The organism is Shewanella sp. UCD-KL21, from assembly GCF_001957135.1.
GTDB lineage: Bacteria > Pseudomonadota > Gammaproteobacteria > Enterobacterales > Shewanellaceae > Shewanella.
The window spans coordinates 77,539-102,378 of sequence record NZ_MPHK01000002.1 but is presented as its reverse complement, the minus strand read 5'-3'; the positions used below and the strand labels follow the sequence as shown (position 1 = coordinate 102,378).

Annotated in this window: 23 protein-coding genes; 17 read left to right on the top strand and 6 right to left on the bottom strand. The window is 41.7% G+C overall.

Going from position 1 to position 24,840, the window contains the following annotated elements:
* Positions 1 to 170 precede the first annotated feature (170 nt).
* Positions 171 to 764: an arylesterase gene (locus tag BM739_RS02440; protein WP_254843447.1), complete on the bottom strand. Its 594-nt coding sequence runs from the start codon at positions 762 to 764 to the stop codon at positions 171 to 173.
* A 70-nt stretch (positions 765 to 834) separates the two neighbouring features.
* Between BM739_RS02440 and BM739_RS02435 the strand changes: the two genes are divergently transcribed.
* The 4 genes from BM739_RS02435 to BM739_RS02420 all read left to right on the top strand — a co-directional run bounded on the left by BM739_RS02435 (position 835) and on the right by BM739_RS02420 (position 5,512).
* Entirely contained in the window at positions 835 to 1,584 is a 750-nt protein-coding gene (locus BM739_RS02435) for an ABC transporter ATP-binding protein (RefSeq protein WP_076536921.1), read from the top strand.
* Entirely contained in the window at positions 1,584 to 4,067 is a 2,484-nt protein-coding gene (locus BM739_RS02430) for an ABC transporter permease (protein WP_076536920.1), read from the top strand. Before BM739_RS02435 ends, BM739_RS02430 begins: the two co-directional genes overlap by 1 nt.
* 96 nt (positions 4,068 to 4,163) lie before the next feature.
* Positions 4,164 to 4,460 carry an antibiotic biosynthesis monooxygenase gene (locus BM739_RS02425; protein WP_076536918.1) on the top strand — a complete coding sequence of 99 codons (297 nt, stop codon included), beginning with the start codon at positions 4,164 to 4,166 and terminating at the stop codon, positions 4,458 to 4,460.
* Between the two features lie 170 nt (positions 4,461 to 4,630).
* Positions 4,631 to 5,512 carry a LysR family transcriptional regulator gene (locus BM739_RS02420; protein ID WP_076536916.1) on the top strand — a complete coding sequence of 294 codons (882 nt, stop codon included), beginning with the start codon at positions 4,631 to 4,633 and terminating at the stop codon, positions 5,510 to 5,512.
* A 77-nt stretch (positions 5,513 to 5,589) separates the two neighbouring features.
* On the opposite strand, the gene BM739_RS02415 is transcribed toward BM739_RS02420, so the two are convergent.
* Positions 5,590 to 6,483, bottom strand: coding sequence for a TIGR01777 family oxidoreductase (locus BM739_RS02415; RefSeq protein ID WP_076536914.1), 894 nt, complete (start codon positions 6,481 to 6,483; stop codon positions 5,590 to 5,592).
* A 269-nt stretch (positions 6,484 to 6,752) separates the two neighbouring features.
* Here BM739_RS02415 and BM739_RS02410 point away from each other — a divergent pair, with 269 nt between their 5' ends.
* The 7 genes from BM739_RS02410 (at position 6,753) to BM739_RS02380 (ending at position 13,372) form a co-directional block, all read left to right on the top strand.
* A complete protein-coding gene (locus tag BM739_RS02410; RefSeq protein ID WP_076536912.1) occupies positions 6,753 to 7,883 on the top strand; it encodes an AI-2E family transporter in 1,131 nt (376 codons plus the stop codon).
* Positions 7,884 to 7,905: 22 nt separating this feature from the next.
* Complete coding sequence (locus tag BM739_RS02405; RefSeq protein WP_076536911.1) at positions 7,906 to 8,829, top strand: class I SAM-dependent methyltransferase; 924 nt, start codon at positions 7,906 to 7,908, stop codon at positions 8,827 to 8,829.
* Between the two features lie 506 nt (positions 8,830 to 9,335).
* Positions 9,336 to 9,494 carry a periplasmic nitrate reductase, NapE protein gene (locus BM739_RS02400; RefSeq protein WP_076536909.1) on the top strand — a complete coding sequence of 53 codons (159 nt, stop codon included), beginning with the start codon at positions 9,336 to 9,338 and terminating at the stop codon, positions 9,492 to 9,494.
* A gap of 35 nt (positions 9,495 to 9,529) precedes the next feature.
* Positions 9,530 to 9,790: a chaperone NapD gene (locus BM739_RS02395; protein ID WP_076536907.1), complete on the top strand. Its 261-nt coding sequence runs from the start codon at positions 9,530 to 9,532 to the stop codon at positions 9,788 to 9,790.
* Between the two features lie 2 nt (positions 9,791 to 9,792).
* Positions 9,793 to 12,282: a nitrate reductase catalytic subunit NapA gene (gene napA / locus BM739_RS02390; RefSeq protein ID WP_076537325.1), complete on the top strand. Its 2,490-nt coding sequence runs from the start codon at positions 9,793 to 9,795 to the stop codon at positions 12,280 to 12,282.
* Positions 12,283 to 12,293: 11 nt separating this feature from the next.
* Positions 12,294 to 12,764 carry a nitrate reductase cytochrome c-type subunit gene (locus BM739_RS02385; protein WP_076536905.1) on the top strand — a complete coding sequence of 157 codons (471 nt, stop codon included), beginning with the start codon at positions 12,294 to 12,296 and terminating at the stop codon, positions 12,762 to 12,764.
* An 8-nt stretch (positions 12,765 to 12,772) separates the two neighbouring features.
* The gene (locus tag BM739_RS02380; RefSeq protein WP_076536903.1) at positions 12,773 to 13,372 is read left to right on the top strand and encodes a cytochrome c3 family protein; all 600 of its coding nucleotides are present in this window, start codon (positions 12,773 to 12,775) and stop codon (positions 13,370 to 13,372) included.
* Positions 13,373 to 13,597: 225 nt separating this feature from the next.
* Here BM739_RS02380 and BM739_RS02375 read toward each other — a convergent pair whose 3' ends face one another.
* A complete protein-coding gene (locus BM739_RS02375) occupies positions 13,598 to 14,023 on the bottom strand; it encodes a hypothetical protein (RefSeq protein WP_076536901.1) in 426 nt (141 codons plus the stop codon).
* 375 nt (positions 14,024 to 14,398) lie between these two features.
* Between BM739_RS02375 and BM739_RS02370 the strand changes: the two genes are divergently transcribed.
* Entirely contained in the window at positions 14,399 to 14,698 is a 300-nt protein-coding gene (locus BM739_RS02370) for a hypothetical protein (protein WP_076536899.1), read from the top strand.
* A gap of 46 nt (positions 14,699 to 14,744) precedes the next feature.
* On the opposite strand, the gene BM739_RS02365 is transcribed toward BM739_RS02370, so the two are convergent.
* Positions 14,745 to 15,746 carry a D-alanine--D-alanine ligase gene (locus BM739_RS02365; RefSeq protein ID WP_076536897.1) on the bottom strand — a complete coding sequence of 334 codons (1,002 nt, stop codon included), beginning with the start codon at positions 15,744 to 15,746 and terminating at the stop codon, positions 14,745 to 14,747.
* Between the two features lie 252 nt (positions 15,747 to 15,998).
* The gene (locus tag BM739_RS02360; protein ID WP_076536895.1) at positions 15,999 to 17,087 is read right to left on the bottom strand and encodes an acyltransferase; all 1,089 of its coding nucleotides are present in this window, start codon (positions 17,085 to 17,087) and stop codon (positions 15,999 to 16,001) included.
* Positions 17,088 to 17,323: 236 nt separating this feature from the next.
* Between BM739_RS02360 and BM739_RS02355 the strand changes: the two genes are divergently transcribed.
* From BM739_RS02355 to prpF, 5 genes are all read left to right on the top strand, one after another.
* Entirely contained in the window at positions 17,324 to 17,983 is a 660-nt protein-coding gene (locus BM739_RS02355) for a GntR family transcriptional regulator (RefSeq protein ID WP_076536893.1), read from the top strand.
* Between the two features lie 75 nt (positions 17,984 to 18,058).
* On the top strand, positions 18,059 to 18,937 hold the full coding sequence (gene prpB, locus BM739_RS02350; protein WP_076536891.1) for a methylisocitrate lyase: 879 nt from the start codon (positions 18,059 to 18,061) through the stop codon (positions 18,935 to 18,937).
* A gap of 223 nt (positions 18,938 to 19,160) precedes the next feature.
* Positions 19,161 to 20,285 carry a 2-methylcitrate synthase gene (gene prpC, locus BM739_RS02345; RefSeq protein ID WP_076536890.1) on the top strand — a complete coding sequence of 375 codons (1,125 nt, stop codon included), beginning with the start codon at positions 19,161 to 19,163 and terminating at the stop codon, positions 20,283 to 20,285.
* Positions 20,286 to 20,388: 103 nt separating this feature from the next.
* The gene (gene acnD, locus BM739_RS02340; protein ID WP_076536888.1) at positions 20,389 to 23,004 is read left to right on the top strand and encodes a Fe/S-dependent 2-methylisocitrate dehydratase AcnD; all 2,616 of its coding nucleotides are present in this window, start codon (positions 20,389 to 20,391) and stop codon (positions 23,002 to 23,004) included.
* 128 nt (positions 23,005 to 23,132) lie between these two features.
* Positions 23,133 to 24,326 (top strand): 2-methylaconitate cis-trans isomerase PrpF, encoded by a 1,194-nt coding sequence (gene prpF, locus BM739_RS02335; RefSeq protein WP_076536886.1) that lies wholly within the window; start codon positions 23,133 to 23,135, stop codon positions 24,324 to 24,326.
* Positions 24,327 to 24,409: 83 nt separating this feature from the next.
* Here the strand turns inward: prpF and BM739_RS02330 are convergent, their stop codons facing one another.
* A complete protein-coding gene (locus BM739_RS02330; protein WP_076536884.1) occupies positions 24,410 to 24,787 on the bottom strand; it encodes a hypothetical protein in 378 nt (125 codons plus the stop codon).
* Positions 24,788 to 24,840: the final 53 nt, after the last annotated feature.

The window sequence follows — 24,840 nt, the reverse complement described above, 5'->3', positions numbered from 1 at the left end:
TAGTCATAAAGAAAATACCAAACCTTATTGCTCAAAAACTGTCATTAAGAATTAGTATTTTAGAACGTTTGAACAAAGTTATTTGTGTATCATTCTAAATCCTAAACCTTAAAATAAAATTACTATTTTAGGCTTTTGTTCTCATTTTTGACTAAATGTTTTAACCTCTGTTACTTTTTTACTGCATCGATGATCCATGGACTCATCCATTGCGTAATTTTAGGCTGGGCATCCTCATTAGGGTGAATGCCATCTCGTTGCATTAAGTCAGGGTTAGGAGCGATTTCCTGCATAAAAAATGGTACCAGTTCAATATCATAATCACTGGCCAATTGATGATATACATCATTGAACATTTTAGTATATCGAGGACCATAATTAGGCGGCACCATGATTTCAGTAAGTAACACATCGGCGCCACTTTGTTGAGATAACTCAATCATTTTTGTAAGATTTGATTTCAGCTGTTTTGGGGGGAACCCACGTAGACCATCATTCCCACCAAGCTCTATGACCACGAGGTTAACAGGGCTTGAAGCCAGTAGATTCGGTAGTCTACGCAAACCGCCAGCTGTGGTTTCACCGCTGACAGAGCCATTAATAATCTGGTATTCGGGCAGGTCATTACGTAACAATTGTACCCAACCTTGCTCTTCCGACATGCCATAACCTGCACTTAGACTATCGCCAAGGATTAAAACCGTGGCAGCATAGCTAGGTGTCGAGGTTAACAACGCGGATGTGACCAGTGTTGAAAACGACACTGCAGATACCACAACTAAGATGAAAGCTGCATTAAGCAGGCGTTTCGCCGGTAATAATAAGAAGGATCGTATGTCTACTAATTTTGCAAATAATTCCAGTGCCATTAATGTAACTAACCTCAATAAAACAGTGGTGACCCAAGAGGGAGAGCTCACTATCCTCAACGGCATTAATATGGATGTCAAGCAGGGAGACAGTATTGCTATTCTTGGGCCTTCTGGATCTGGCAAGTCAACCTTACTGGGTTTACTGGCTGCGCTTGATACGCCAACATCGGGTGAGATCTATCTTGATGGCCAAGAATTATCGGGCCTGAATGAAGAACAAAAAGCCGCCTTGAGAAAACAAAAAGTCAGTTTTATTTTCCAATCTTTTATGCTGGTCGATACCCTTACCGCACTTGAAAATGTCATGTTGCCAGCGGAACTTGCTGGTGTAAGTAATGCCAAAGAAAAAGCCCAAAGCATGCTGGACAGAGTGGGGCTTTCCCATCGTTTGACCCATCTTCCTAAGCAATTATCGGGTGGCGAGCAACAACGTGTGGCTATTGCCAGAGCCTTTATTTGCGAGCCTAAAGTGTTATTTGCTGATGAACCTACCGGTAATTTAGACAGTGTAAACGGCGATAAAATTGCTAATATGTTATTTGCACTAAACCAAGAAAGTGATACTACGCTGGTGTTAGTGACCCACGATCTTGAACTGGCTAAACGCTGCAAACGACAACTGGTGATGGAAAATGGTCACTTGTCTGAACCTGCTATAACGGCTGCCAACACTAACTCGACGCTTGTAAACGTCACCGAGGAGGCCAGCTAATGGAGTTACAATTAGCGTGGCGTCTGTTTAAAAGAGAATTAATGCAAGGCCAGCTGGTACTGATTGTATTGGCGATCACCTTGGCGGTGCTATCGGTCAGCGGCCTTGCTCGAGTGAGTGAGCGATTACAAGTTGCCATTAATGGTGAGGCGGCTAATTTTATCGCCGCAGATCGCATTATTGATTCACCGGTTAAAATTGATGACAAGGTATTGGCGATAGCAGAGTCATTATCGATTAATCATGTCACCAATATGAAGTTTAACTCCATGGTTTACTCGGGTGATAAATTTCAACTGGTGACCATAAAAGCAGTAGCTGATGGTTATCCACTGCGGGGCGAAATAGAGCTATCATCAGGCGCTACCCAAGCACTGCCCGCTAAAGGTGAGGCGTGGTATGAAAATCGCTTAGGGGGATTACTCGATTACCCCAAATCCCTTGAACTGGGTAATGTAGAGCTTAATTTAAGCGCTGAGATTAGTCGTTTACCCGATGCAGGCTTTAATCCTTTTGCGTCATCACCTGTGTTATTAATGCGTCTTGATGATGTTGATTCAACAGGTATTATTCAGCCCGGTAGTCGAGTCAGTTATATTTATCAGTTTGCTGGCGATGCGGCGCAATTAACCAAGTTTGAAAACCAAGTTAAACCGCTATTAAATAACAGCCAGCGCTGGGTTGATGTACAAAGTGGTGATTCACCCATTGCCTCTGCAGTAAAACGCGCCGAACGCTTTTTATTGCTAGCAAGCTTATTAGGTATCGCCCTTGCGTGCGCAGCCATTGGTATTGCAGCGCAGCGTTATTGTCAGCGTCATTATGATGTGGTGGCGATGCTAAAAACCTTTGGCGCGTCAGCTAAGCAAATTCGCAGCTTGTTTGGGTTGCACCTCTTGTTGGTGACGGTATTAGGTATTGTGTTAGGTTTAATTGGTGGTGTGCTACTGGATATTGGTATTACCCAGTTTTTACCTGCTGAAATAGCGGCTTATTCTCCGCCTTATAGCCGACCAATTCTTCTGGGCGTCAGTACCGGCCTCATCAGTGCATTTATGTTTTCTGCCTATCCATTGATGCGTTTGTTAGCCATTCCACCATTACGGGTGTTACAGCGTCAATTAGAAGGCTTACAGCTAGGCATGTGGCTGCATTTGTTGCTGAGTTTAGCTGCGATGGCGTTACTGGGCTACTTATATTCACGCAGCATTGAACTGACCATGACAGTAGTACTTGCGGTGCTATTACTTGGCGTACTACTTAGCGTGCTGGGTTTTGTGATGATTCGACTTGGTCATAGCGTTGGCATGAAAACCACTAATCCGTTGCAGCTAGCATTAGCGGGCCTGCGCCGCAGAGCAAGACAAAATGCAGTGCAACTGGTTGGGTTTAGCAGCGCGTTAGTGCTTTTACTGACCATTTTGGCGTTAAGGCAAGATTTGCTCAATGAATGGCAAAAACAATTACCTGAAAATGCGCCAAACTATTTTCTGGTCAATATCGCCCCAGAAGATGCTAAGCCATTAAATAACTTCTTAGACACTAACAAAATTATCGCTACCGATATTTACCCAGTGATCCGTGGACGTTTAACTCATATTAATGATGAAGAATTGATCTCGCGAGATGAACAAAAGTCTGGCATAGAAGGGCGAGTTGGTATTTCAAGAGAGTTAAATCTGACTTACCGTGACACCCTGCCGCCTAACAACGACATCACTGAAGGCACATTTAATCAAGCCGATGATGAAGTGTCAGTGGAGTCAGGTGTTGCAGAGCGCTTAGGCCTAGCCTTAAACGATACCATGACCTTTACTATGGATAATCGGGCAGTCACCGTGAAAGTGACCAGCTTTAGGCAAGTGCAGTGGGAAACCTTGCAGCCTAATTTCTTTATGATCTTTAGGCCTAAAGCCTTGGAAGGCTTTTCGTATACTTCTATGGCGAGCTTTCATTTAAATGATGAAGACTTGAAACAAGCAGGCAGTTCGCTCACTGCAAATGCGGTGGTATTGCAGTTAATTCAGCAGTTCCCGACAATTTCGGTTATCGATGTTGGCGCTATGGTGCAGCAACTTAGACAAATTATTGACCAAGTGTCATTGTCGCTTACCTTAGTCTTGGCATTGGTGTTACTGGCAAGTGCCTTAGTGCTGATAGCCCAAACAGAAGCTGGTATGGCAACTCGCCAGCGTGAGCTTGCAGTGCTGCGCACCTTTGGCGCATCAGGCTGGTTACTTCGCTCGGCAACAGGGCTTGAATTTGCCATCTTAGGTGCTATAGCAGGCCTTTTAGCGGTGATAGTTGCTGAATTTGCGCTGTACATGCTTAAAACCCAAGTGTTTGAACTTGTGGTGTACATGCACTGGCCGTGGTGGGCTATCGCCCCAACAGCGGGCGCTGCGGTAGTATCATTCTTAGGTATGTGGCGCTGCAGACAGTTACTTAATCGCTCCTGCGGTGAGTTACTAAAAGCAGGCTAGTTTAGCTGCCTTAACCATATGTGCAGAAGATAATATAAATAGGGAGCGTGACTCCCTATTTATATGTCTTATTACTAATCAAAAGGAGTTTGAAGCATGTTTGCGGTGATATTTAAAGCAAGGGTTGGACAACAAGGTAAGCATTATGCAGATACTGTTGCCGTGATGAGAGACTTAGCGTTTAAGCATTATAATTGCATCGATTTTATTGCGGTATCAGAAGGGGACAAGGAAATCGCGATTTCATATTGGCATTCAGAAGCCGATATTCAAGCTTGGCATCAAGATTCAAAACATGCCGTGGCGCAAAAGTTAGGTCAAGATAAGTGGTACTGCGCTTACACAGTTGAGGTTGTCGAAATTAAAAGGCAATACTCCTATGATAATCAATAGTTGTTAATTTAGTTCCACAAGCTTTTTACTGCTAATAATCAAATCATATAATTATCAAAGTGAGTTAGTTTTATAACCTGCTGTTATTTAAAGTTTGCTATGCTATCAAAACTAAAGATTAGCAGAGCGCGCCATCTGCACTTGCTGCTTGAATAACAAAGGTGACTTTGATGATTAATCAAAAATGGTTAACGACCTTCTTAAAATTGGCTGAAGTAGGCCACTTTACCCAAACTGCTGAGCAGTTATTTATGACTCAACCGGGTGTGAGTCAGCATGTGCAGAAATTAGAAAAGCAGTTGAACGTAAAGTTAATCGAACGCTTTGGTAAGCGCTTTGAGTTAACTTCCGCAGGCATGCAGCTTCAAGAATATGGTCAATCCTTAGTTAAAGAGCAGCAGCAATTATTAACTGATTTACAGCTTGATTCAGAACATGTGGGTGAGTGCCGCTTTGCTTGCTCAGGTTCATTGGCATCCTTGTTATATCCACACTTTATTGATTATCAAATCCAACATCAGCAGCTGAGTGTTTCAATCGAAGCGGGACCCAATAGAAGGATAATAGAGCTGCTAACCAATAATGATATTGATATTGGTATTGTGACTCAGTTTGTATCCGATCCCGAGCTTGAAGTGTTAGCCATTGGTTATGAGCACCTTTGTCTTGTGGTGCCTAAAAGTGAATCTAAATCAGTGATAAATTATGATGAGTTAATGAACTTGGGCATGGTTGCTCACCCTGATGCGATGCATAATTGGCAGCAAGTGGTGGCTAATAACTATGAAGATAAACAAGCAATTGAGGTCGGTATTGTCAGTTATGTTAATCAACTTAACCAAATCTTGCTGCCAGTTTCAAAAGGCCTAGGGTTTACTGTGTTACCTGAGTTTGCAGTGAAAAGCTTTAGTGACTTAGCTGCAATATCAATTGCTAAGCTTGATAAGCAAGTAAAAGAGCCCTTGTACATGATTTATAAAAAGCATCGACCGTTACCGAAGCGTTATCAGTGGTTTATGGATAAAACCACTGAGCTGGTTAACAGTAAATAGTAAGCTGCTTGACTGTAATAATTAGAAGTTAAATGAGCAGCACCTAAATTAACTGCACCGTACAGATATACATGTAATTAGGCATTAAAAATTGAATCTAATGCTGGGTCAATATGGGTATATTTGAAATTGAATCCAGACGCTAATGTACGTTTTGGCAATACAAATTGCCCTTCAACAATTAAGTCTGCCATTTCGCCCATAGCTAACCGCAATGCTAGTACAGGTGTCGGGATTTTAGCTGGGCGCTTTAAGGTAAAGCCTAATGATTGCGCAAATTGCTTGTGATTCACGGGGTTCGGCGCCGTAGCATTGAAAATACCCTTAGCATCGTTTGAGTTAATTAAGTGTTCAATCAAATGAGTTAGGTCATCAATGTGTATCCAGCTAACCCCATGGGTGCCTTTACCAATCGGGCCGCCCAAACCTAATTTAAACGGTGGTAACATTTTCGCTAATGCACCGCCATTTTTACCTAATACAATGCCAATTCTGAGCACACAGACACGGGTATTTTCTGACTGGGCTTTTAAGGCTAAGTGTTCCCATTCACTACAGACCTGATGACTAAATTCATCATGGGCTCGGCTATGTTCGTCAACAGGCTCTTGGCCTTGACGACCATAAAAGCCGATGGCTGAGGCGCTAATAAAACTGGCTGGTGGGGTTGTGCTTTGTTGAATAAGTTGGGTCAGTCTGGCGGTTATATTCCAGCGACTATCGCAAATACGCTGCTTTTGTTGTTGGCTCCAGCGTTTGCCGACAATGGGCTCGCCAGCTAGATTTATCACGCTGTCAAACTCGTTAAGATTATCTAAGGTATCAAGCCCTGATAAGTACTGATGTTTATTACTCAGCACGGCTTCAGCATGCTCAATATTACGGCTGACAATAGTAAGCTGGTGCTCTTGTAGTAAATGCACCAATTGTTGGCCAACAAAACCTGTTGCACCAGTCATTAAAATTTTCATATTGCCTCACCACTTATTTTGCCAACATGGGTAATACTACGTGATTATTACGTGTTTAGATCAATGTTAACTGACTTCTATAGCATCCAAGTGAATAATTGACGCTTTAAGACACCATAGGGCCGTTTAAAGTATTTAAACACAAAAGATAACAGGTATAATCAATAACTTTGTAGTGAGTTATTTTGTTTTTTCAATTAACTAAGCATATAGTTCCATGATTACAAATCTTAGTTTATTTCACGTTTAAGTATAAAAAGGTTTTCATTATGAATGGAGGTAACTCTTCCTCAATTGCGTTACGTGGTTTTGCCATCATGGCTTGCTTAGTGGTGATCCTTGCCGGTATCAAAACAGCAAGTCCAATTGTGGTGCCGTTTGTATTATCTGCATTTTTAGCGGTTGTTTGTAACCCCGCCATTGTATTTATGAGCCGCTTTAGGGTGCCTAAATGGCTATCAATTATTCTGTTGATGCTACTGATAGTGCTAATGGGCTTGTGGCTGGCGAGTTTAGTGGGCAGCTCTATTAATGAGTTTTCTAAACAAATACCGGTTTACCGCCAACAATTAATTGAGCAGTTTTCATGGATATTAGAAAAGCTAACCGCGTTAAATATTAATATCTCTAAAGAGAAAGCCTTAGAATACTTTGACCCCGGTATGGCCTTAAGCATGACCACTAATATGTTGTCAGGCCTTGGTAATGTGATGGCAAATCTGTTTTTAATCATCTTGACCATTATCTTTATGTTGTTTGAAGCGCAATCATTACCGAAAAAGTTTCATTTTGCCTTAGACGATCCAGACATGCGTTTAAAGCAAATTGATAAATTTTTGCATTCAGTGAATCAATATATGGTGATTAAAACCCTAGTAAGTATCGGCACCGGTATTATTGTCGGTGTGGGTTTAAGCATCATTGGTGTTGACTACGCCTTATTGTGGGCAGTATTAGCCTTCTTGTTTAACTATATTCCTAACATTGGTTCTATTATCGCGGCTATTCCTGCGGTACTGTTGGCATTTATTCAAATGGGACCAGGGGCTGCTGGTGTCACGGCTTTGCTATATTTAGGCACAAATACTGTCATGGGTAATGTGGTTGAGCCTAAGTTTATGGGCCGCGGTTTAGGCTTATCAACCTTAGTGGTGTTCTTATCATTAATTTTCTGGGGCTGGTTACTTGGCTCGGTAGGGATGCTGTTATCGGTTCCATTGACTATGATTGTCAAAATTGCATTAGAGTCCAGCGACAGTGGTAAGTGGTTGGCTATCTTGTTATCTGATGAAATCCATGATGAAGATGACCCAAATAGCGCATTAGTTGCCCAAGCAGAAGCAACTGAACAAACAATGGATGAAACTCAATCTGAAAAGTCCGAAAATGGGCATGTTTAATTTACATAAATGAGCGTTATTAATGAACTCAATTGATTCAAATTTTCCTGCGGCTAACGCATTAGCCCAAGCACAATTAGGTGATGAACTTTGTCGCTTATTTCATGGCCGTGGGGGACGATTTAGCGGTTATGAGCATATTTGCTTAGACTGGTTTAACCCTGTGTTACTGCTGACTAGCTTTAAAGAACTGCCAGAATCAGAAAGACAGTCTATGGTGGCTGATATAGAAGCAGTTTGGCAGCAGTGTCATGGCGATAAACCGTTTAATTTAGTATTTCAGTACCGTAATGCAGGGCAAACTATTACCGATGTTGTTGCCGGTGAAGTACCTGAAAAGCACACCGTGACAGAAAATGGCGCCCATTTTTTAGTCCACCTGTTACGCGGGCAAAATCACGGTATTTTCCTTGATATGGCCAATGGTCGAAAGTGGGTTAAAGCACACGCAAAGGATAAAAAAGTGCTTAACCTATTTGCTTATACCTGCGCCTTTTCTGTTGTCGCTTTGCAGGGCGAAGCTACTGAAGTGGTTAATATGGATATGAGCAAGGGCGCATTAGCCATAGGCAAACAAAACCATTTGCTCAATGATTTTGCTTCAGGTGCACGCTTTCTCGGTCATGACATCTTTAGATCATGGGGCAAACTAACCAAACTTGGGCCTTATGATTTAATTGTTGCCGATCCACCAAGTAATCAAAAAGGTAGTTTTGTTGCCACCAAAGATTATGTAAGGCTGCTGAGACGTTTACCAGAGTTACTGGCTGATAACGGTGAAGTGTTGTTGTGTTTAAATGCGCCTGAGCTTGGCTGTGATTTTTTAATGAAACAAGTTGAAGAAACTGCAGAAAGCTTAACCTTTGTTGAGCGTATTGATAATCCCCCCGAGTTTACTGATATTGATGAGCAAAAATCCTTGAAGGTCTTACGCTATAAGTTATAAGTATTTAACCGTGTAGTGACACATCTATATTTCTTTAAAAAGCACAATTGAATAACAATTCAGTTGTGCTTTTTTATTTGAGGATAATTTAAAGGTGGAGAAGTGACCGAGGTAACTCGCATGGTTATCGGCTAAGCCTGTTTGAAATCACTAGAATGTTCTGTAAGTGTTTGATTGGCGATTAACAAGTTGATAACTTTTGCGTTAGAGACTATATATACTTATGTATGAGTATTTCTCTCCTGTGTTTCTGATTTAAATCGAATCAATTAACATGAATGAGATTTTTATTTTTGGCTGGATTGACTATTGAAGCGCTTTATTTTTCATATGCCATTTCTAGTTGTAATAATTGTTGGTTTTTTATGATCTAGATCAACATTTATTCGTTTTACCAATTTGTGAGTATATAGTTTAGTCATTGATAAAAGATAGAATTCACACGAATATCAATCAGTAACAATTATGCTACATCCCTTTCCTTAGAAACCTCTGCCGGAGGCTCCATGAATATAGATCCCAAAAGTGAGAAAAGCTTAGAATTAAAAATATTTATATTTTTGACGGTTTTTCTTGCGCCAATTTTGTCAGCAATACTCGTTAGCGTGCTTGGTTTTAGTATTTGGTTTAGTCAAATTCTTACAGGTCCTCCAGGTGTTGGATAGTCATTCAATTTATAAAAATTAGAGAAATAAAGTCGATGAGCAAACAAGAAATACACGTGACAAGCCTGATTGTGCAAGTAAGACCAGAAAAAATGGCTGAAGTACGCCAACAGATTATGGCAATGGACAATGCAGAATTATCGGTAAACAACGAAATGAAATTAGTTGTCGTTATTGAGGGACCGACTCAGCGTTCTTTGATGGACGACATCTCGACAATTAACGCAATACCTGGCGTGCTAACTGCGACCATGGTTTATCACCAAAGCGAAGAGCTCGAAGAGGATGAACAATGAGTATGAACAGACGTGAGTTTATGAAAGCGAATGCTGCAATGGCTGCGGCCAGCGTGGCTGGCATGGCGTTACCAGCTTCAGCCAGTAATTTAATTACCAGCTCAGAGCAGACCAAATTAGAGTGGAACAAAGCGCCATGCCGTTTTTGTGGTACTGGTTGTTCAGTCATTGTTGCGACCCGTGATGGTAAAGTGGTTGCTACCCATGGCGATGCTAAAAGTGAAGTAAATAAAGGCCTTAACTGTATTAAAGGTTACTTCCTATCAAAGATTATGTATGGCCGTGATCGCCTACAAACGCCGATGTTAAGAATGACAGACGGTAAGTACGACAAGAACGGTGAGTTCACTCCAGTGAGCTGGGATACCGCGTTTGACACTATGGCACAAAAGTGGAAGAAAACAATTAAAGCTAAAGGCCCGACTGCGGTGGGGATGTTTGGTTCAGGCCAATGGACGGTTTGGGAAGGCTACGCCGCCGTTAAGCTTATGAAGGCTGGTTTTGGTTCAAACAATATTGACCCCAATGCGCGTCATTGTATGGCTTCTGCTGTTGGTGGCTTCATGCGTACCTTTGGTATTGATGAACCCATGGGCTGTTACGATGATATGGAAGCGGCAGATGCTTTCGTATTATGGGGCTCAAACATGGCAGAAATGCATCCAATTCTTTGGACTCGCGTTACTGACCGCCGTTTAAGTGCGCCCCATGTGAAAGTTGCAGTGCTATCGACGTTCCAACATCGTTCATTTGATTTAGCGGATTTAGGCATAGTATTTACGCCGCAAACCGATTTGGCCATGCTTAACTTTATCGCCAATTACATTATCCAAAACGATAAAGTAAACAAAGATTTTGTCGCCAAGCATGTGAATTTCCGTAAAGGTGAAACGGATATTGGTTATGGTTTGCGTCCAAGCCATCCGTTACAGAAAAAAGCTAAGAATGTCGATACTGCGGGTGATTCAACTCCAATTGATTTTGAGCAGTTTAAAGCTTTTGTTGCTGATTATGATGTTAAATCTGTCAGTGAACTTTCTGGTGTACCTGAGCACAAGTTGATTGAATTGGCAGAGTTATATGCTGACCCTAATAAGAAAGTAACCTCTTTCTGGACCATGGGGTTCAACCAACATACCCGTGGTGTTTGGTGTAATAACTTGATTTACAATATCCATTTACTTGTGGGTAAAATCTCAAGCCCAGGTAACAGCCCATTCTCATTAACAGGTCAACCCTCAGCATGTGGTACTGCCCGTGAAGTGGGAACCTTCTCCCATCGTTTACCTGCAGATATGGTGGTTACTAATCCTGAGCATCGTAAACATGCAGAAGACACTTGGCACATCCCAAGCGGCATTATTCCACCTAAGCCAGGCTATCATGCTGTTGAGCAAAACCGCCGCCTTAAAGATGGTGATTTAAATTGTTATTGGGTGCAAGTGAATAACAACATGCAAGCAGCGGCTAACATGAACGAAGAAGGATTACCGGGTTACCGTAATCCAGAAAACTTCATTGTTGTTTCTGATGCTTACCCAACGGTAACAACACAAGCAGCTGATTTGATTTTGCCTACCGCAATGTGGGTTGAGAAAGAAGGGGCTTATGGTAACGCTGAGCGCCGTACTCAATTTTGGCATCAAATGGTGAAAGCACCGGGCGAGTCTAGGTCAGATTTATGGCAATTGATGGAATTCTCAAAACGTTTCACCACTGATGAAGTGTGGCCGCAAGCGGTGCTAGATGCCAACCCTAAGTTTAAGGGTAAAACATTATTCGAAGTGCTTTACCAAAACGGTAATGTTGAGAAGTTCCCATTAAGTGATGCAGATCCTAAGTTCTTGAATGATGAAGCTAAACATTTTGGTTTTTATGTTCAAAAAGGCTTATTTGAAGAATATGCCAGCTTTGGTCGAGGTCATGGTCATGATTTGGCTGATTTTGATCGCTATCATGAAGAGCATGGTCTTCGCTGGCCTGTGGTTAACGGTAAAGAAACCAAATGGCGTTTCCGAGAAGGCTCTGACCCCTATGTTAAAGCTGGTACAGGTTTTGAATTTTACGGTAAGCCTGATGGTAAAGCGGTTATTTTTGCATTGCCATATGAGCCTGCTCCTGAGGTGCCTGATGAAGAATATGATATTTGGTTATCAACGGGGCGGGTGTTAGAGCATTGGCATTCAGGCTCGATGACACAACGTGTGCCTGAGCTTTATAAAGCCTTCCCTGATGCGGTTTGTTTTATGCACCCAGAAGATGCTAAGAAGCGCGGTTTACGCCGCGGAGATGAAGTTAAAGTGATTTCTCGCCGTGGTGAAATTAAAACCCGTGTCGAAACCCGAGGTCGTAACAAGCCGCCTGTTGGTTTGGTCTTTGTTCCTTGGTTTGATGCGAGCCAGCTAATTAATAAAGTCACCTTAGATGCGACAGATCCTTTGTCACTTCAAACTGACTTTAAAAAGTGCGCGGTTAAAATCGTTAAAGCCTAAGGAGAAGCCCCATGAAAGCATATCAAATAGTGTCAATCATAGCGTTACTTAGCTTCTCTTTTACGGCGATGTCAGCATCAGTACCAGATGAAAAAGTAGCGACCCTGCGCCTTGCGCCGTTAAACGTTGAACCCACACCTCCTGCCATGCAGCAAGTGAATAATAAAGACGTTAAGCAAGTGCGTAATTACCCAATGCAACCACCGATTATTCCTCATAAAATTGATGGTTATCAAATTGATTTAAAAGTAAATAAGTGCATGCAGTGCCATTCACGTAGTAATACCGGAAATTCCCAAGCCCCCATGGTAAGTGTGACCCATTATATGGATCGCGAAAATAACTTTTTGGCGTCATTATCGCCACGTCGTTATTACTGCACTCAATGCCATGTCCCTCAATTGGATGCCAAGTTATTGGTCGAAAATGATTTTGTTGATGTTAAGCAATTAATGAAAACTAATTCGACCACTGAGCACTAGGAGCAAATATGATTGCAAAATTACTGGCAATGTTGAAGTTAGTTTGGCAAGTGTTAAATCGGCCAAGTGTTCATTATAGCTTGGGTTTTTTAACATTAGGTGGCTTCGTCGCTGGGGTGATATTTTGGGGCGGATTTAACACAGCTCTTGAATTAGCAAGCACCGAGGAGTTTTGTACCAGTTGCCATGAAATGGAAAGTAACGTTTATCAAGAGTTACAAACCACCATTCACTTTACCAACCGAAGTGGTGTTAGAGCAACGTGTTCAGATTGTCATGTTCCTCATGAGTGGACCAATAAAATTGCTCGTAAAATGCAGGCTTCGAAAGAGGTTTGGGGCAAAGTTTTTGGCACCATCAACACGCGTGAAAAATTTGAAGCTAAACGCCGTGAATTGGCAGAACATGAGTGGGCACGCCTTAAAGCTAATGACTCATTAGAATGCCGTAACTGCCATAATTTCGATTACATGGACTTTACTCGTCAATCTAAGAGGGCTTCGCAAATGCACTCTACTTCATTAGCGAGCGGTGATAAAACCTGTATCGACTGTCATAAAGGGATTGCGCATCAATTACCGGATATGGCGGGGGTTGAAGGATTTTAATTTTTAGCCGGTTATAAATATCAATAGGCCAGCGAAAGCTGGCCTATTTACTTAGTATATTACGATATAAAATCTATGTATGATTAAAATCTTTGTCGCTTTTACTTAATAGTTGCTGGGATCAATAGCTAAGAGAAATAACAGAGGGTATGTATTTGAACGAATGAAATAACTCATTAAATAATGCCTACTGTACATCCTTGTACAGAAGCGATTAGAGCACAATTAAATATTATTTTTCTGATAGGTATAGTTTGACTGTCCGTAATCAGCCATTAGCTTAGAGTGCCTTTTAAGCTTTTTAGCTGGAATTAAGGAAATATTGTTACTATCACTAATAACTAGTAACGTCTTAAGCTTTCCTTTTAAAAAACCTTGTTCTTTAATTGGCGAAAATAAAATGCTATTTGGCTTCGCGGTGTGCTCCCATTCACCATAAGAAAAACCCTCCATTCCAATGGCTCCATTTAGTTTAGACTCGTAACGCCCATCTTCATTTAAAACAATATCAATACGGTTTCCAAAACCATCATCATTAGTATAAATGCCAACAAGGGAGTTTGAATTTAGGTTTGAATCATTGAAATGAGGAGATTGACTACAGCCAGATATGAGCATAAAACTGGCAATGTATAAAACAAATTTTGACATTTTTCCTTTCCGATAAAGTTATGATTAACATCAACATAGAACTAATACTATGTACATAACACTAATCCATTAGATTAATGGCGCAATATTGTTGCAATTAATTGTAAAAATCAACAAATAAGTCATTTATTTGACACAAATTAAGAAGTTGACACCTTTTTGAAGTTTTTTGTGATAGTGGTCATGCTGAATTAAAGTGTTATATTTCAGCCTCTTAATCTAGGTGGTTCTGATATCTAGCTACAATATACTCACTTGACGATAATAATTCTGCTTGAAGAAGTTGTTAAATTATTGTGCTGAAACTTGAAAAGTGCTCTAAACTATTAGTTAGATTTAGTCGTAGTTTTTTGATTTCAATACGAGGGCAGTCAAATGGTGAGTTCAAAAGATTTTGCGAATTGGCTAATGATTCAATTTGAACAATTAGAGAATGGAGTAAGCTTAACTCGTGAGGATATTAATCAACTAACAGGCAGACAGAACTTTTCGGTAGTATTTGTGCATGAGATTCATTATGAATTAATGCAACATGGGATTGCATTCGTCACTGATACCTACCGTGAGCGTTTTTATATGGTCAGGGTTCAAGATAATCCTTGGCGCAAACAATTGGAAGATGCTGGCCATCAGCAAACATATTCCAATATTGTTTCAATCAATATGACGCGATAGCTATTTTGTCGTGAATCGTGTATCCAGTTGGTATATGTGTTTAGATTTATAATTGGCTTTTGATGTTTTCAACCAAGTAATCAGTAAAGTTTTCGCCGTGGTTTTGTAGCATTTTTGGAAACATGGAAATTGGTGTAGAGCCAGGGAAGGTATTAATCTCGTTTAATAAAATTTCATTCTCTTCGGTTAAAAAGAAATCAATTCTTGATAAGTGACGTAACTTCATCCCTTTAAATGCTTTTATCGCATACCCGCGAATCGCTTCAATCACATCCTCAGATAAATTCTTAGCAACAACATTGGTGGTCGCCTTACTTGAAGCATTATATTTTTCTTCAAAAGTATAAAAAGTGTTACTGGCGCAAATAATTTCACCTGGCAATGTTGCTATGACTTCACCTTGATATTCATAAACGGCCACTTCCAATTCGCGGGCGACAATGGTCTTTTCAACCACCACAGAAGGCGCAAAACTAAAGGCATCAGTTAATACTTGTTTTATTTGCGCTGCATCATCAACTTTGTAACAGCCCACTGATGAACCCTGAGAGGCGGCTTTAACAAATACCGAGCCCCATTCAGATAAAGCCGCTGCCGTTTGCTGTATGGCGCTGTCGTTTAGCTCGTTAAGAAATATATAAGGCGTATTAGGTATCCCTAAGGCGCTAAACCACATTTTGGCGGTAATTTTATTAAAACAGTTTCTTGAAGCTTCTGACTCGCAGCCAAAGTAAGGTAATTGGATTAGGTTAAAGTAGGACTGAATATCACCAGTTTCACCAGGGAAACCATGAATACAAGGAATCGCGTAGTCTACAGGCCAAGGCGCTTTAGCTTGATTTTCATAGCGAATTTCACGTTTATTAGTTAACTCACAAAGGTTGCCTTGTTGGTCGTGGTAATGACCATTTTTGTCTAACTCCACTCGAAGAAGATTTATCTCTTTATTGTCAGTGAGTGATGCTTCAAAAAAATTAGCTGATAACAAAGACACATCATGTTCTGCACTGCCGCCGCCACAGATTAAAAGTAAATTGATAGTTGTCATTGTTGCTCCGCTAAATAGCTAAAAGATTGAGTGGTTATGTTGACTAATTAACTCATCATAATGAACTGGTGAGCCTCTAAGCAAGAGGGAGATTGAGTAAATGGTGCACAAATCAGCAAATAACGATTTACTCAGCTTGATTGCTGCTTTAGTGGGCAATTAACTGGCTAGATGATTTAACACTACACCATCTGCCAGTTGTAACAATCATATATCAAATAAGCATTACAGCTGAAATGTAAACAGCGGTTATTACCAACCTATAAGGTAACGGCTACGTTTGCTTAATAATTTCTTTATTACAATGGCAATGAAATACGAAATAACAATAACGCCCATGGTCACAACCAGTGTCGTGAAAATATTACCTTGTCCAGCAAAGCCAAAAATATCAGGACTTTCGTATATCATCCACCAAGGGGTGGTTATCCAAGGGTGAATAAAATATACCGCAAAACTCACTTCAGCTAATTTTTGTAAAGGCTTGATACTAATATGTTCAAACTTATTCAGAATGGCCAAAATTACCAAGGCTAGTAACATTTTTTGCGGCAACATTAAATCTGGCACTGTGAGTTCAAAAGCCGCTTTATTAAGCACGCCTGCACCGAACCAATAAGCTTGACCAATGGCCAAAGCAACAGCCGCAACTAGCATCGCAATCCAGTGTTTATCAATAAATGGAAACAGCTTGTCGCGATGGGCAGATCCCCAAACACCGAATAAATACACAGGTAGAAAATAAAATAATGACTGAATGGCATTGAGATTGGATTCAGGACGGTGGATCACCATCGCGATGATAAAAAGTGGTAAGGACACTGTTAGTAAGTGGCCTCGTTTGATTAAGTGCATCACCCAAGGTGAAAGGGCAAATAGCATCATGCCCATGGGAATATACCAATAAGCGGTTAACGTGCGTCCAGTAATGACATACCAACTGGCAGCTTTAACGGGGTTTTGAATCTCAGCATATAAAATATGTAATGCTGGATCTGTGCCCGTTGTTAAATGCCAAACAATCCAAGGTAAAGAAAGAATCAAGTAAGGAAGAAAAACAAACTTGGTTTTGTTTTTCATGTATTTCTGATAATCCCAGCGATGATAAAAAACATGGTGGAATAAAAAGCCTGAGATAAACACAAAAAAAACCGTGCCGTTCATCATTAAATTAAACCATGCTTTATCTGCCAGCGTTTCAACTTCCCATCCCGCTGGACGGTAGCAATGTGCCATGACGATAAAAATAATCGCGATACCACGAAAATGATTAATGCTGTTTAAAAAGCCCTTTTTTACAGCAGGCTTTTCAGCGGCTGTGGGAGCTGTGTTATCTGACATATTAGGCCTTGATTTTGTTGTTATTTAGCATTCAGTCTCATATTTAGTTTTATTGTGCTTTTTTTGTTAAAAAATAACAATAATCAGCAGTCACTTGTTTGAAAATTCAAATTTGATATCTAAACATCTTCTAATTAGCTTATACCTTTGTCGACAATATAGGCTTTTATTGTTGACTAAATGCTAAATAAAGCCTAAATTGTCGACAATTACCATTTGGTCAGACAGCCTATAAAATGACATTTTTTACTGAACAGCCTATTACAGCAGCCGATAAGACCTTTTTTGAATTAAGAAAGGACATCGTTGAAGGCGATATTACGGCAGGCTCAAAACTGAGTGAAACAGAACTGTCGACAAAGTACGCCGTTAGTCGTGCAGTTATCCGCGAGGCAATAAACCGTTTAGAGTCATGCCATTTGGTTGAACGTAAAGCCAACATAGGTGCCCGAGTGGTGGCATTAACGCCTGAAGGACTCATAGAGTTGTATCAAGTGCGCGAATCCCTTGAAGGCATGGCAGCAAGGCTTGCCGCTAAAAACATGACTGATGAAGAGATTGCAGATTTATTAACGCTTCTGAGCCAACACTCCGCTGAAGTGAAATCCGGTGAATCTTATTATCAAGAAGCAGGTGATGTGGATTTTCATTATCGCATCATATTAGGCAGTAAAAATAAGCACCTCATTTCTGTGCTGATAGACGGTATGTATCACTTAATTCGCATGTATCGCGTGCAGTTGGGCATGGCAGGACCTCGGGTGACAACCGCATTTGAAGAACATACCCATATAGTTAAAGCCATTTCAAATCGTGATGAAGAGTTAGCTGAGATGCTAATGCGTCGTCACATTATGTACTCCAAAAATAATATCGAAACTAAATTAAACCGCTAATTAAGCTTCGGCAGTTAAACGAAAGCAACTGCCGCATCGCAGTAAATAGCAATAACAAATAGAGAGAGGGATATCATGAGCGCAGGCAAAAAATTCCGTCAGGCATTAGTCGACAACAAGCCATTACAAATCGTTGGCACCATTAATGCGTATTCAGCCATGATGGCAAAACAAATTGGTCATCAAGCGATTTATTTATCAGGTGGCGGTGTGGCGAACGCATCTTATGGTTTACCTGATTTAGGTATGACGTCACTCAATGATGTCATTGTTGACGTTCAGCGTATTACCTCTGCATGTGACTTACCATTATTAGTGGATATCGATACTGGTTGGGGCGGTGCATTTAACATCGCTAAAACCGTTCGAGATATGGAAAAAGCCGGCGCTGCTGCAGTGCACATGGAAGATCAAGTAGCGCAGAAGCGTTGTGGTCATCGCCCCAACAAAGAGATAGTGTCTACTGAAGAAATGGTTGATCGCATTAAAGCGGCTGTCGATGCCCGTATTGATCCTGATTTTTTCATCATGGCAAGAACCGACTCATTTGCTCAAGAAGGTTTAGAGGCGGCAATTGCCCGTGCTAAAGCCTACGTTGCCGCCGGTGCAGACGGTATTTTTGCCGAAGCGGTAAAAACTGAAGAACATTATCGCGCCTTTGCCGATGCACTTGATGTGCCGATTTTGGCCAATATCACAGAGTTTGGTCAAACAGAATTATGGAACAAAGAGCAACTCGGTCAGTGGGGCGCAGCCATGGTGCTTTACCCGTTAAGTGCATTTCGTGCGATGAATAAAGCCGCCGAAAATGTTTACAGCGCAATCTTAAAAGATGGCGACCAAAAAGCGGTTGTCGACACCATGCAAACCCGTATGGATTTATACGATTACCTCGGTTACCACGATTATGAGCAAAAGCTTGATAGCTTATTTGCTGAAGGTAAAAACAAGTAATTACTGGCAAGACATAAAAGCGGTTTGTTCTCTTGTTTAGCTGTGTCGATAAGCTATGTCGATAAGCAGTGTCGTTGTTGCAATAGAAATCAATTGCGATTGTATGATAAATGCACAAATCTTGTTCTTAAACAAAGATTGCAGCTAGGCAAACCGTTAGCTTAAAAGATAACCAGAAAGTAACTCAGAAATAGAGATAAAAATATAAGGATAGGAAATCATTATGGTAGACAAGAAACTAAGTGGTGCAGGCCTTCGCGGCCAAAGTGCAGGTGACACAGCATTATGTACAGTGGGTCAATCTGGCTCAGGATTAACGTATTGCGGTTACGATGTTGCTGATTTATCTGAAAATGCTACTTTCGAGGAAGTCGCCTATCTATTATTTAATGGCGAATTGCCAAATCAAGATCAGCTAGATACTTATAAATCAGTATTGACGACACAGCGTGATTTACCACAAGCATTAAAAGAAGTATTACAACGTATTCCTGCCGATGCTCATCCAATGGATGTGATGCGTACCGGTTGCTCATTTTTAGGTAATCTTGAGCCAGAAGCTGATTTTGCTGAGCAACATAAAGCAGCAAACCGCTTACTCGCCGCTTTTCCTGCCATCATGTGTTACTGGTATCGTTTCAGCCATGAAGGCGTTGAAATTGACTGTGTCACTGATGAAGCATCAATCGGTGGTCACTTCTTAAAACTTTTAAATGGTAAAACGCCATCAGAGCAACATCGTAAGGTGATGGATGTATCGTTAATCCTTTATGCTGAGCATGAGTTTAACGCTTCTACCTTTACTGCGCGCGTATGTGCATCAACCTTATCTGACATGTTCTCGTGTATTACGGGTGCTATCGGCACATTGCGTGGCCCACTTCACGGTGGTGCTAATGAAGCAGCAATGGACATGATTCAAAAGTTTACTTCGCCAAGCGATGCTAAAGCGCAAATGGCAGGCATGTTAGAGCGTAAAGAAAAAATCATGGGCTTTGGTCATGCGATTTACCGTACTTCAGATCCACGTAATGTGATTATCAAAGCCTGGTCAGAAAAACTGGCTCAGGAAAATGGCGATACTAGCTTGTACGACATCTCAGTTGCCTGTGAAGAGTTCATGTGGGATAGCAAAAAACTATTCTGTAATGCTGATTTCTTCCATGCATCGGCTTATCATTTTATGGGTATTCCAACCAAACTATTCACGCCTATCTTTGTGTGTTCACGCCTTACTGGCTGGGCAGCTCACGTCATGGAGCAGCGTTCAAACAATCGTATTATCAGACCAAGTGCTGATTACATCGGTTCAGAGCCTCGCACAGTAACGCCAATTAGCCAAAGATAAACAGTCAAAGGCTGGCCAATGGGTCAGCCTTTTGTTTTTCAGACCTTATTGAACATGCAAATTGCAAACTAGCTAACAATTACCAAACTTGATGGATTGGGTTATGAATTCAAATTATAGAAAACCGTTACCAGGTACAGAGCTTGATTACTTTGATACCAAAGCTGCTGTTGATGATATCCAAGCTGGCGCATTCGACAAACTGCCATATAGCTCTCGCGTCTATGCCGAGAACCTTGTGCGTCGTTGCCCACCTGAGACGCTAACAGATTGCTTAAAACAAATTATTGAACGTAAGCGAGATCTCGATTTTCCTTGGTTTCCAGCCCGCGTTGTTTGTCACGACATTCTTGGTCAAACTGCATTAGTTGATTTAGCGGGTTTGCGTGATGCTATCGCTGAAAAAGGCGGCGACCCATCAAAAGTGAATCCAGTAGTGCCAACGCAGTTGATTGTCGATCATTCACTGGCTGTCGAACATGCAGGTTTTGAAAAAGATGCCTTTGAAAAAAACCGCGCCATTGAAGACCGACGTAATGAAGACAGATTTCATTTTATTAACTGGACTAAAACAGCCTTTAAAAATATTGATGTGATCCAGCCCGGCAACGGCATCATGCATCAAATTAATTTAGAGAAAATGTCGCCAGTAGTGCAAGCCCGTGAAGGCGTGGCATTTCCTGATACCTTAGTGGGCACGGATAGTCATACGCCCCATGTTGATGCTTTAGGCGTTATCGCTATTGGTGTTGGTGGACTCGAAGCTGAAAGCGTGATGCTAGGTCGTCCGTCTTATATGCGTCTGCCTGATATTGTCGGTGTTGAGCTGGTCGGCGAGCGTCAATCAGGCATTACTGCAACAGATATTGTGTTGGCGATTACCGAGTTTTTACGCGAACAAAAAGTGGTATCAACTTACCTTGAGTTTTATGGTGAAGGTGCGGCTAATCTGACCTTGGGCGATCGCGCTACTATTTCGAATATGACGCCAGAATTTGGCGCTACAGCAGCGATGTTTTATATCGATGATAAAACCATTGATTACTTAAAACTGACTGGCCGTGACGATAAACAAGTTGAGTTAGTTGAGACTTACGCCAAACAAAACGGTTTATGGGCTGACACCTTAGTTAATGCAGAATATGAACGCGTGCTGCGTTTTGACTTATCCAGTGTTGGACGTAACATTGCAGGTCCTTCAAACCCACATCGCCGCGTATCGACTAGTGATTTAGCCGTTAAAGGCATTAGCGGTATTGTTGAGAATGAAGAGGGCTTAATGCCTGATGGCGCTTGTATTATTGCCGCTATTACCAGTTGTACTAACACGTCTAACCCACGCAATGTGATTGCCGCAGGCTTAATCGCTCGTAATGCCAATGCCAAGGAGCTGACACGTAAACCTTGGGTTAAAACTTCATTAGCCCCAGGTTCAAAAGCAGTGCAACTGTATCTTGAAGATGCCAATTTATTAACCGAACTTGAAGCGTTAGGCTTTGGTATTGTCGGTTTTGCCTGTACCACCTGTAATGGTATGAGTGGCGCACTTGACCCTGTTATTCAAAAAGAAGTGATTGATCGCGACCTTTACACCACCGCAGTGTTATCGGGTAACCGTAACTTTGATGGTCGTATTCATCCTTACGCTAAACAAGCGTTTTTAGCATCGCCGCCACTGGTGGTTGCTTACGCTATTGCTGGCACCATTCGTTTTGATATTGAAAAAGATATCTTAGGCAAGGATCAACAAGGTAATGACATCAGACTTAAAGATATCTGGCCATCAGATGCTGAAATTGATGCGGTTATCGCTGCTAGCGTTAAGCCTGAGCAGTTCCGTAAAGTGTATGAGCCAATGTTTGATGTCAAAGTGGAATACGGCAGCGGCTCTTCAGCAAAGATTGATCCACAGTATGATTGGCGTCCTCAGAGTACCTATATCCGTCGACCTCCTTATTGGGAAGGTGCATTAGCGGGTGAGCGTAAGATGAAAGGCATGCGTCCATTAGCGGTATTAGGTGACAACATCACTACCGATCATTTATCACCATCAAACGCGATTATGCTTGATAGTGCTGCAGGTGCTTATCTTGATAAAATGGGCTTGCCTGAAGTTGACTTCAACTCATATGCCACCCATCGCGGCGATCATTTAACCGCCCAGCGCGCCACATTTGCTAACCCTAAACTGTTTAATGAAATGGTGACCACCTTAGGTAAAGACGGCAAGCCAATGATTAAGCAAGGTTCTTATGCTCGAATAGAGCCAGAAGGGCAAGAGTCGCGCATGTGGGAAGCGATTGAAACCTACATGGAACGTAAACAGCCGCTTATCATTATTGCAGGTGCTGATTATGGTCAAGGTTCAAGTCGTGACTGGGCTGCCAAAGGCGTGCGTTTAGCAGGTGTTGAAGTCATTGTTGCTGAAGGCTTTGAGCGTATTCATCGTACTAACCTTGTTGGCATGGGCGTTTTACCGCTTGAATTTACCAATGGCGATAATCGTCATACCTATCAAATTGACGGTACAGAAACCTATGATGTGATTGGTGAACGTACTCCAGGCGCTGCACTCACGGTTATCATCACGCGTCATAATGGTGAACAAATAACTGTCCCTGTTAAGTGTCGATTAGATACGGCTGAAGAAGTGTCTATCTATGAAGCGGGCGGTATTTTACAGCGCTTTGCACAAGACTTTTTAGAGGCCAGCCATTAGTTTTTAGTGATTAGTGATGATTAGTGACTAGCGATTAGTCATAAGTAATTATAGCTGCGTTAAATTTAACAAACATCAGCACAATGAGCGCCTCTCACTCATTGTGCTGATTGATTTTAGGAAACATGATGTCTCATATTCCACAAATAAAAATTCCAGCAACCTATATGCGTGGTGGCACCAGTAAAGGGGTGTTTTTCAATCTAACTGATTTACCTAAATCCGCTCAAGTGGCTGGTGATGCCCGCGATGCCATGCTGCTTAGAGTCATTGGCAGTCCTGATCCTTATGGTAAGCAAAATGATGGTATGGGCGGCGCGACTTCTAGTACCAGCAAAACGGTAATACTGTCTAAAAGCACCCAAGCCGATCACGATGTGGATTACCTTTTTGGCCAAGTGGCCATTGATAAACCCTTTGTTGATTGGAGTGGTAATTGCGGTAATTTAACGGCGGCTGTGGGTTCATTTGCCATATCCAATGGCTTAGTTGACAGTAGCCGCGTACCTGAAAATGGTATTGCGGTAGTGCGTATATGGCAGGCCAATATCCGTAAAACCATAATTGCGCACGTGCCAATGGCTAACGGCGCAGTGCAAGAGACCGGTGATTTTGAATTAGACGGGGTGACCTTTCCTGCAGCCGAAGTGCTGGTAGAGTTTTTGGCTCCAGCTGACGCTGATGCTGCTATGTTCCCAACTGGCAATGTAGTGGATGATTTAGTTGTGCCAGAGCTCACCGCAAAAGGGATCCCATCTATTAAGGCCACTATGATTAATGCAGGTATTCCAACGATATTTGTTAATGCTGCCGACATTGGTTATGTGGGAAATGAGCTTCAAGATGACATAAACAATGATGATAGCGCATTAGCATTTTTCGAAAGCTTACGTGCCCATGGCGCAGTGCAAATGGGGTTAATTAAACATATTGATGAAGCCGCAGCGCGCCAACACACGCCCAAGATTGCCTTTGTGTCGCCGCCAAGTGCATACAACTCATCAAGTGGTAAAGCGATATCGGCCACTGATATTGACTTACAAGTGCGGGCATTATCAATGGGTAAACTGCACCATGCCATGATGGGTACCGCTGCGGTAGCAATAGGCACGGCTGCTGCCGTTGAAGGCTCGCTAGTCAATCTTGCCACTGGTGGACAAGCACGTACTTCAGTGGTGTTTGGTCATCCATCAGGTACTCTAAAAGTGGGCGCAGAAGCGACATTATCCAATGGTAGCTGGCAGGTGAATAAAGCCAGCATGAGCCGCAGCGCTAGAGTGCTTATGGAAGGTTGGGTAAGAATACCTGGGGATAGTTTTTAGGTTGTTTTTAGGGGTTGATTTGGCAGTTATCTTAACGGGATAACTGCCAGTTTAAGTTTTTAAAGATTATCGGTTCGATGATACTAGCCTGTTCGCTTTAAAAATACGACGCATTCAAACCTATCCTTTCCAGCTGAAGAACTTAAAACAGGCTTAGAGGTTTTGCCCGTTGAGGGAGTCGTTTGTGAGTCACAAGCCAGATCATTGAACGCGACTGAAACACTTATAAGTTCGCCGTTATAATCAATCACAGTGGATATTTTATCATTAGTGATATGGGTTACAATAAATGCAGCGTTGTCAAAGTCTTCCTTATGTAGCGGCGCAATTTTAAATTCATGCCCTGGACTGAATCGATTGAGAACTAGGTTATAGTTTTCTTTACCTATCTTTTGCCATCTAGGCGGGTTGGGGTCATTTATTGCCTTATCTGCTTGGTCTAAACTATTTTCTAGATCCATTATACTTCCTTGTTTCTATGAATTAACTGATAGAAACTAACTTAGCTGCTTTA

Excerpts from the sequence above, each read along its gene's own strand:
- BM739_RS02435 (WP_076536921.1), top strand. The coding sequence starts at position 835 with ATGTCTACTAATTTTGCAAATAATTCCAGTGCCATTAATGTAACTAAC.
- BM739_RS02430 (WP_076536920.1), top strand. The coding sequence starts at position 1,584 with ATGGAGTTACAATTAGCGTGGCGTCTGTTTAAAAGAGAATTAATGCAA.
- BM739_RS02425 (WP_076536918.1), top strand. The coding sequence starts at position 4,164 with ATGTTTGCGGTGATATTTAAAGCAAGGGTTGGACAACAAGGTAAGCAT.
- BM739_RS02420 (WP_076536916.1), top strand. The coding sequence starts at position 4,631 with ATGATTAATCAAAAATGGTTAACGACCTTCTTAAAATTGGCTGAAGTA.
- BM739_RS02415 (WP_076536914.1), bottom strand. The coding sequence starts at position 6,483 with ATGAAAATTTTAATGACTGGTGCAACAGGTTTTGTTGGCCAACAATTG.
- BM739_RS02410 (WP_076536912.1), top strand. The coding sequence starts at position 6,753 with ATGAATGGAGGTAACTCTTCCTCAATTGCGTTACGTGGTTTTGCCATC.
- BM739_RS02405 (WP_076536911.1), top strand. The coding sequence starts at position 7,906 with ATGAACTCAATTGATTCAAATTTTCCTGCGGCTAACGCATTAGCCCAA.
- BM739_RS02400 (WP_076536909.1), top strand. The coding sequence starts at position 9,336 with ATGAATATAGATCCCAAAAGTGAGAAAAGCTTAGAATTAAAAATATTT.
- BM739_RS02395 (WP_076536907.1), top strand. The coding sequence starts at position 9,530 with ATGAGCAAACAAGAAATACACGTGACAAGCCTGATTGTGCAAGTAAGA.
- napA (WP_076537325.1), top strand. The coding sequence starts at position 9,793 with ATGAACAGACGTGAGTTTATGAAAGCGAATGCTGCAATGGCTGCGGCC.
- BM739_RS02385 (WP_076536905.1), top strand. The coding sequence starts at position 12,294 with ATGAAAGCATATCAAATAGTGTCAATCATAGCGTTACTTAGCTTCTCT.
- BM739_RS02380 (WP_076536903.1), top strand. The coding sequence starts at position 12,773 with ATGATTGCAAAATTACTGGCAATGTTGAAGTTAGTTTGGCAAGTGTTA.
- BM739_RS02375 (WP_076536901.1), bottom strand. The coding sequence starts at position 14,023 with ATGTCAAAATTTGTTTTATACATTGCCAGTTTTATGCTCATATCTGGC.
- BM739_RS02370 (WP_076536899.1), top strand. The coding sequence starts at position 14,399 with ATGGTGAGTTCAAAAGATTTTGCGAATTGGCTAATGATTCAATTTGAA.
- BM739_RS02365 (WP_076536897.1), bottom strand. The coding sequence starts at position 15,746 with ATGACAACTATCAATTTACTTTTAATCTGTGGCGGCGGCAGTGCAGAA.
- BM739_RS02360 (WP_076536895.1), bottom strand. The coding sequence starts at position 17,087 with ATGTCAGATAACACAGCTCCCACAGCCGCTGAAAAGCCTGCTGTAAAA.
- BM739_RS02355 (WP_076536893.1), top strand. The coding sequence starts at position 17,324 with ATGACATTTTTTACTGAACAGCCTATTACAGCAGCCGATAAGACCTTT.
- prpB (WP_076536891.1), top strand. The coding sequence starts at position 18,059 with ATGAGCGCAGGCAAAAAATTCCGTCAGGCATTAGTCGACAACAAGCCA.
- prpC (WP_076536890.1), top strand. The coding sequence starts at position 19,161 with ATGGTAGACAAGAAACTAAGTGGTGCAGGCCTTCGCGGCCAAAGTGCA.
- acnD (WP_076536888.1), top strand. The coding sequence starts at position 20,389 with ATGAATTCAAATTATAGAAAACCGTTACCAGGTACAGAGCTTGATTAC.
- prpF (WP_076536886.1), top strand. The coding sequence starts at position 23,133 with ATGTCTCATATTCCACAAATAAAAATTCCAGCAACCTATATGCGTGGT.
- BM739_RS02330 (WP_076536884.1), bottom strand. The coding sequence starts at position 24,787 with ATGGATCTAGAAAATAGTTTAGACCAAGCAGATAAGGCAATAAATGAC.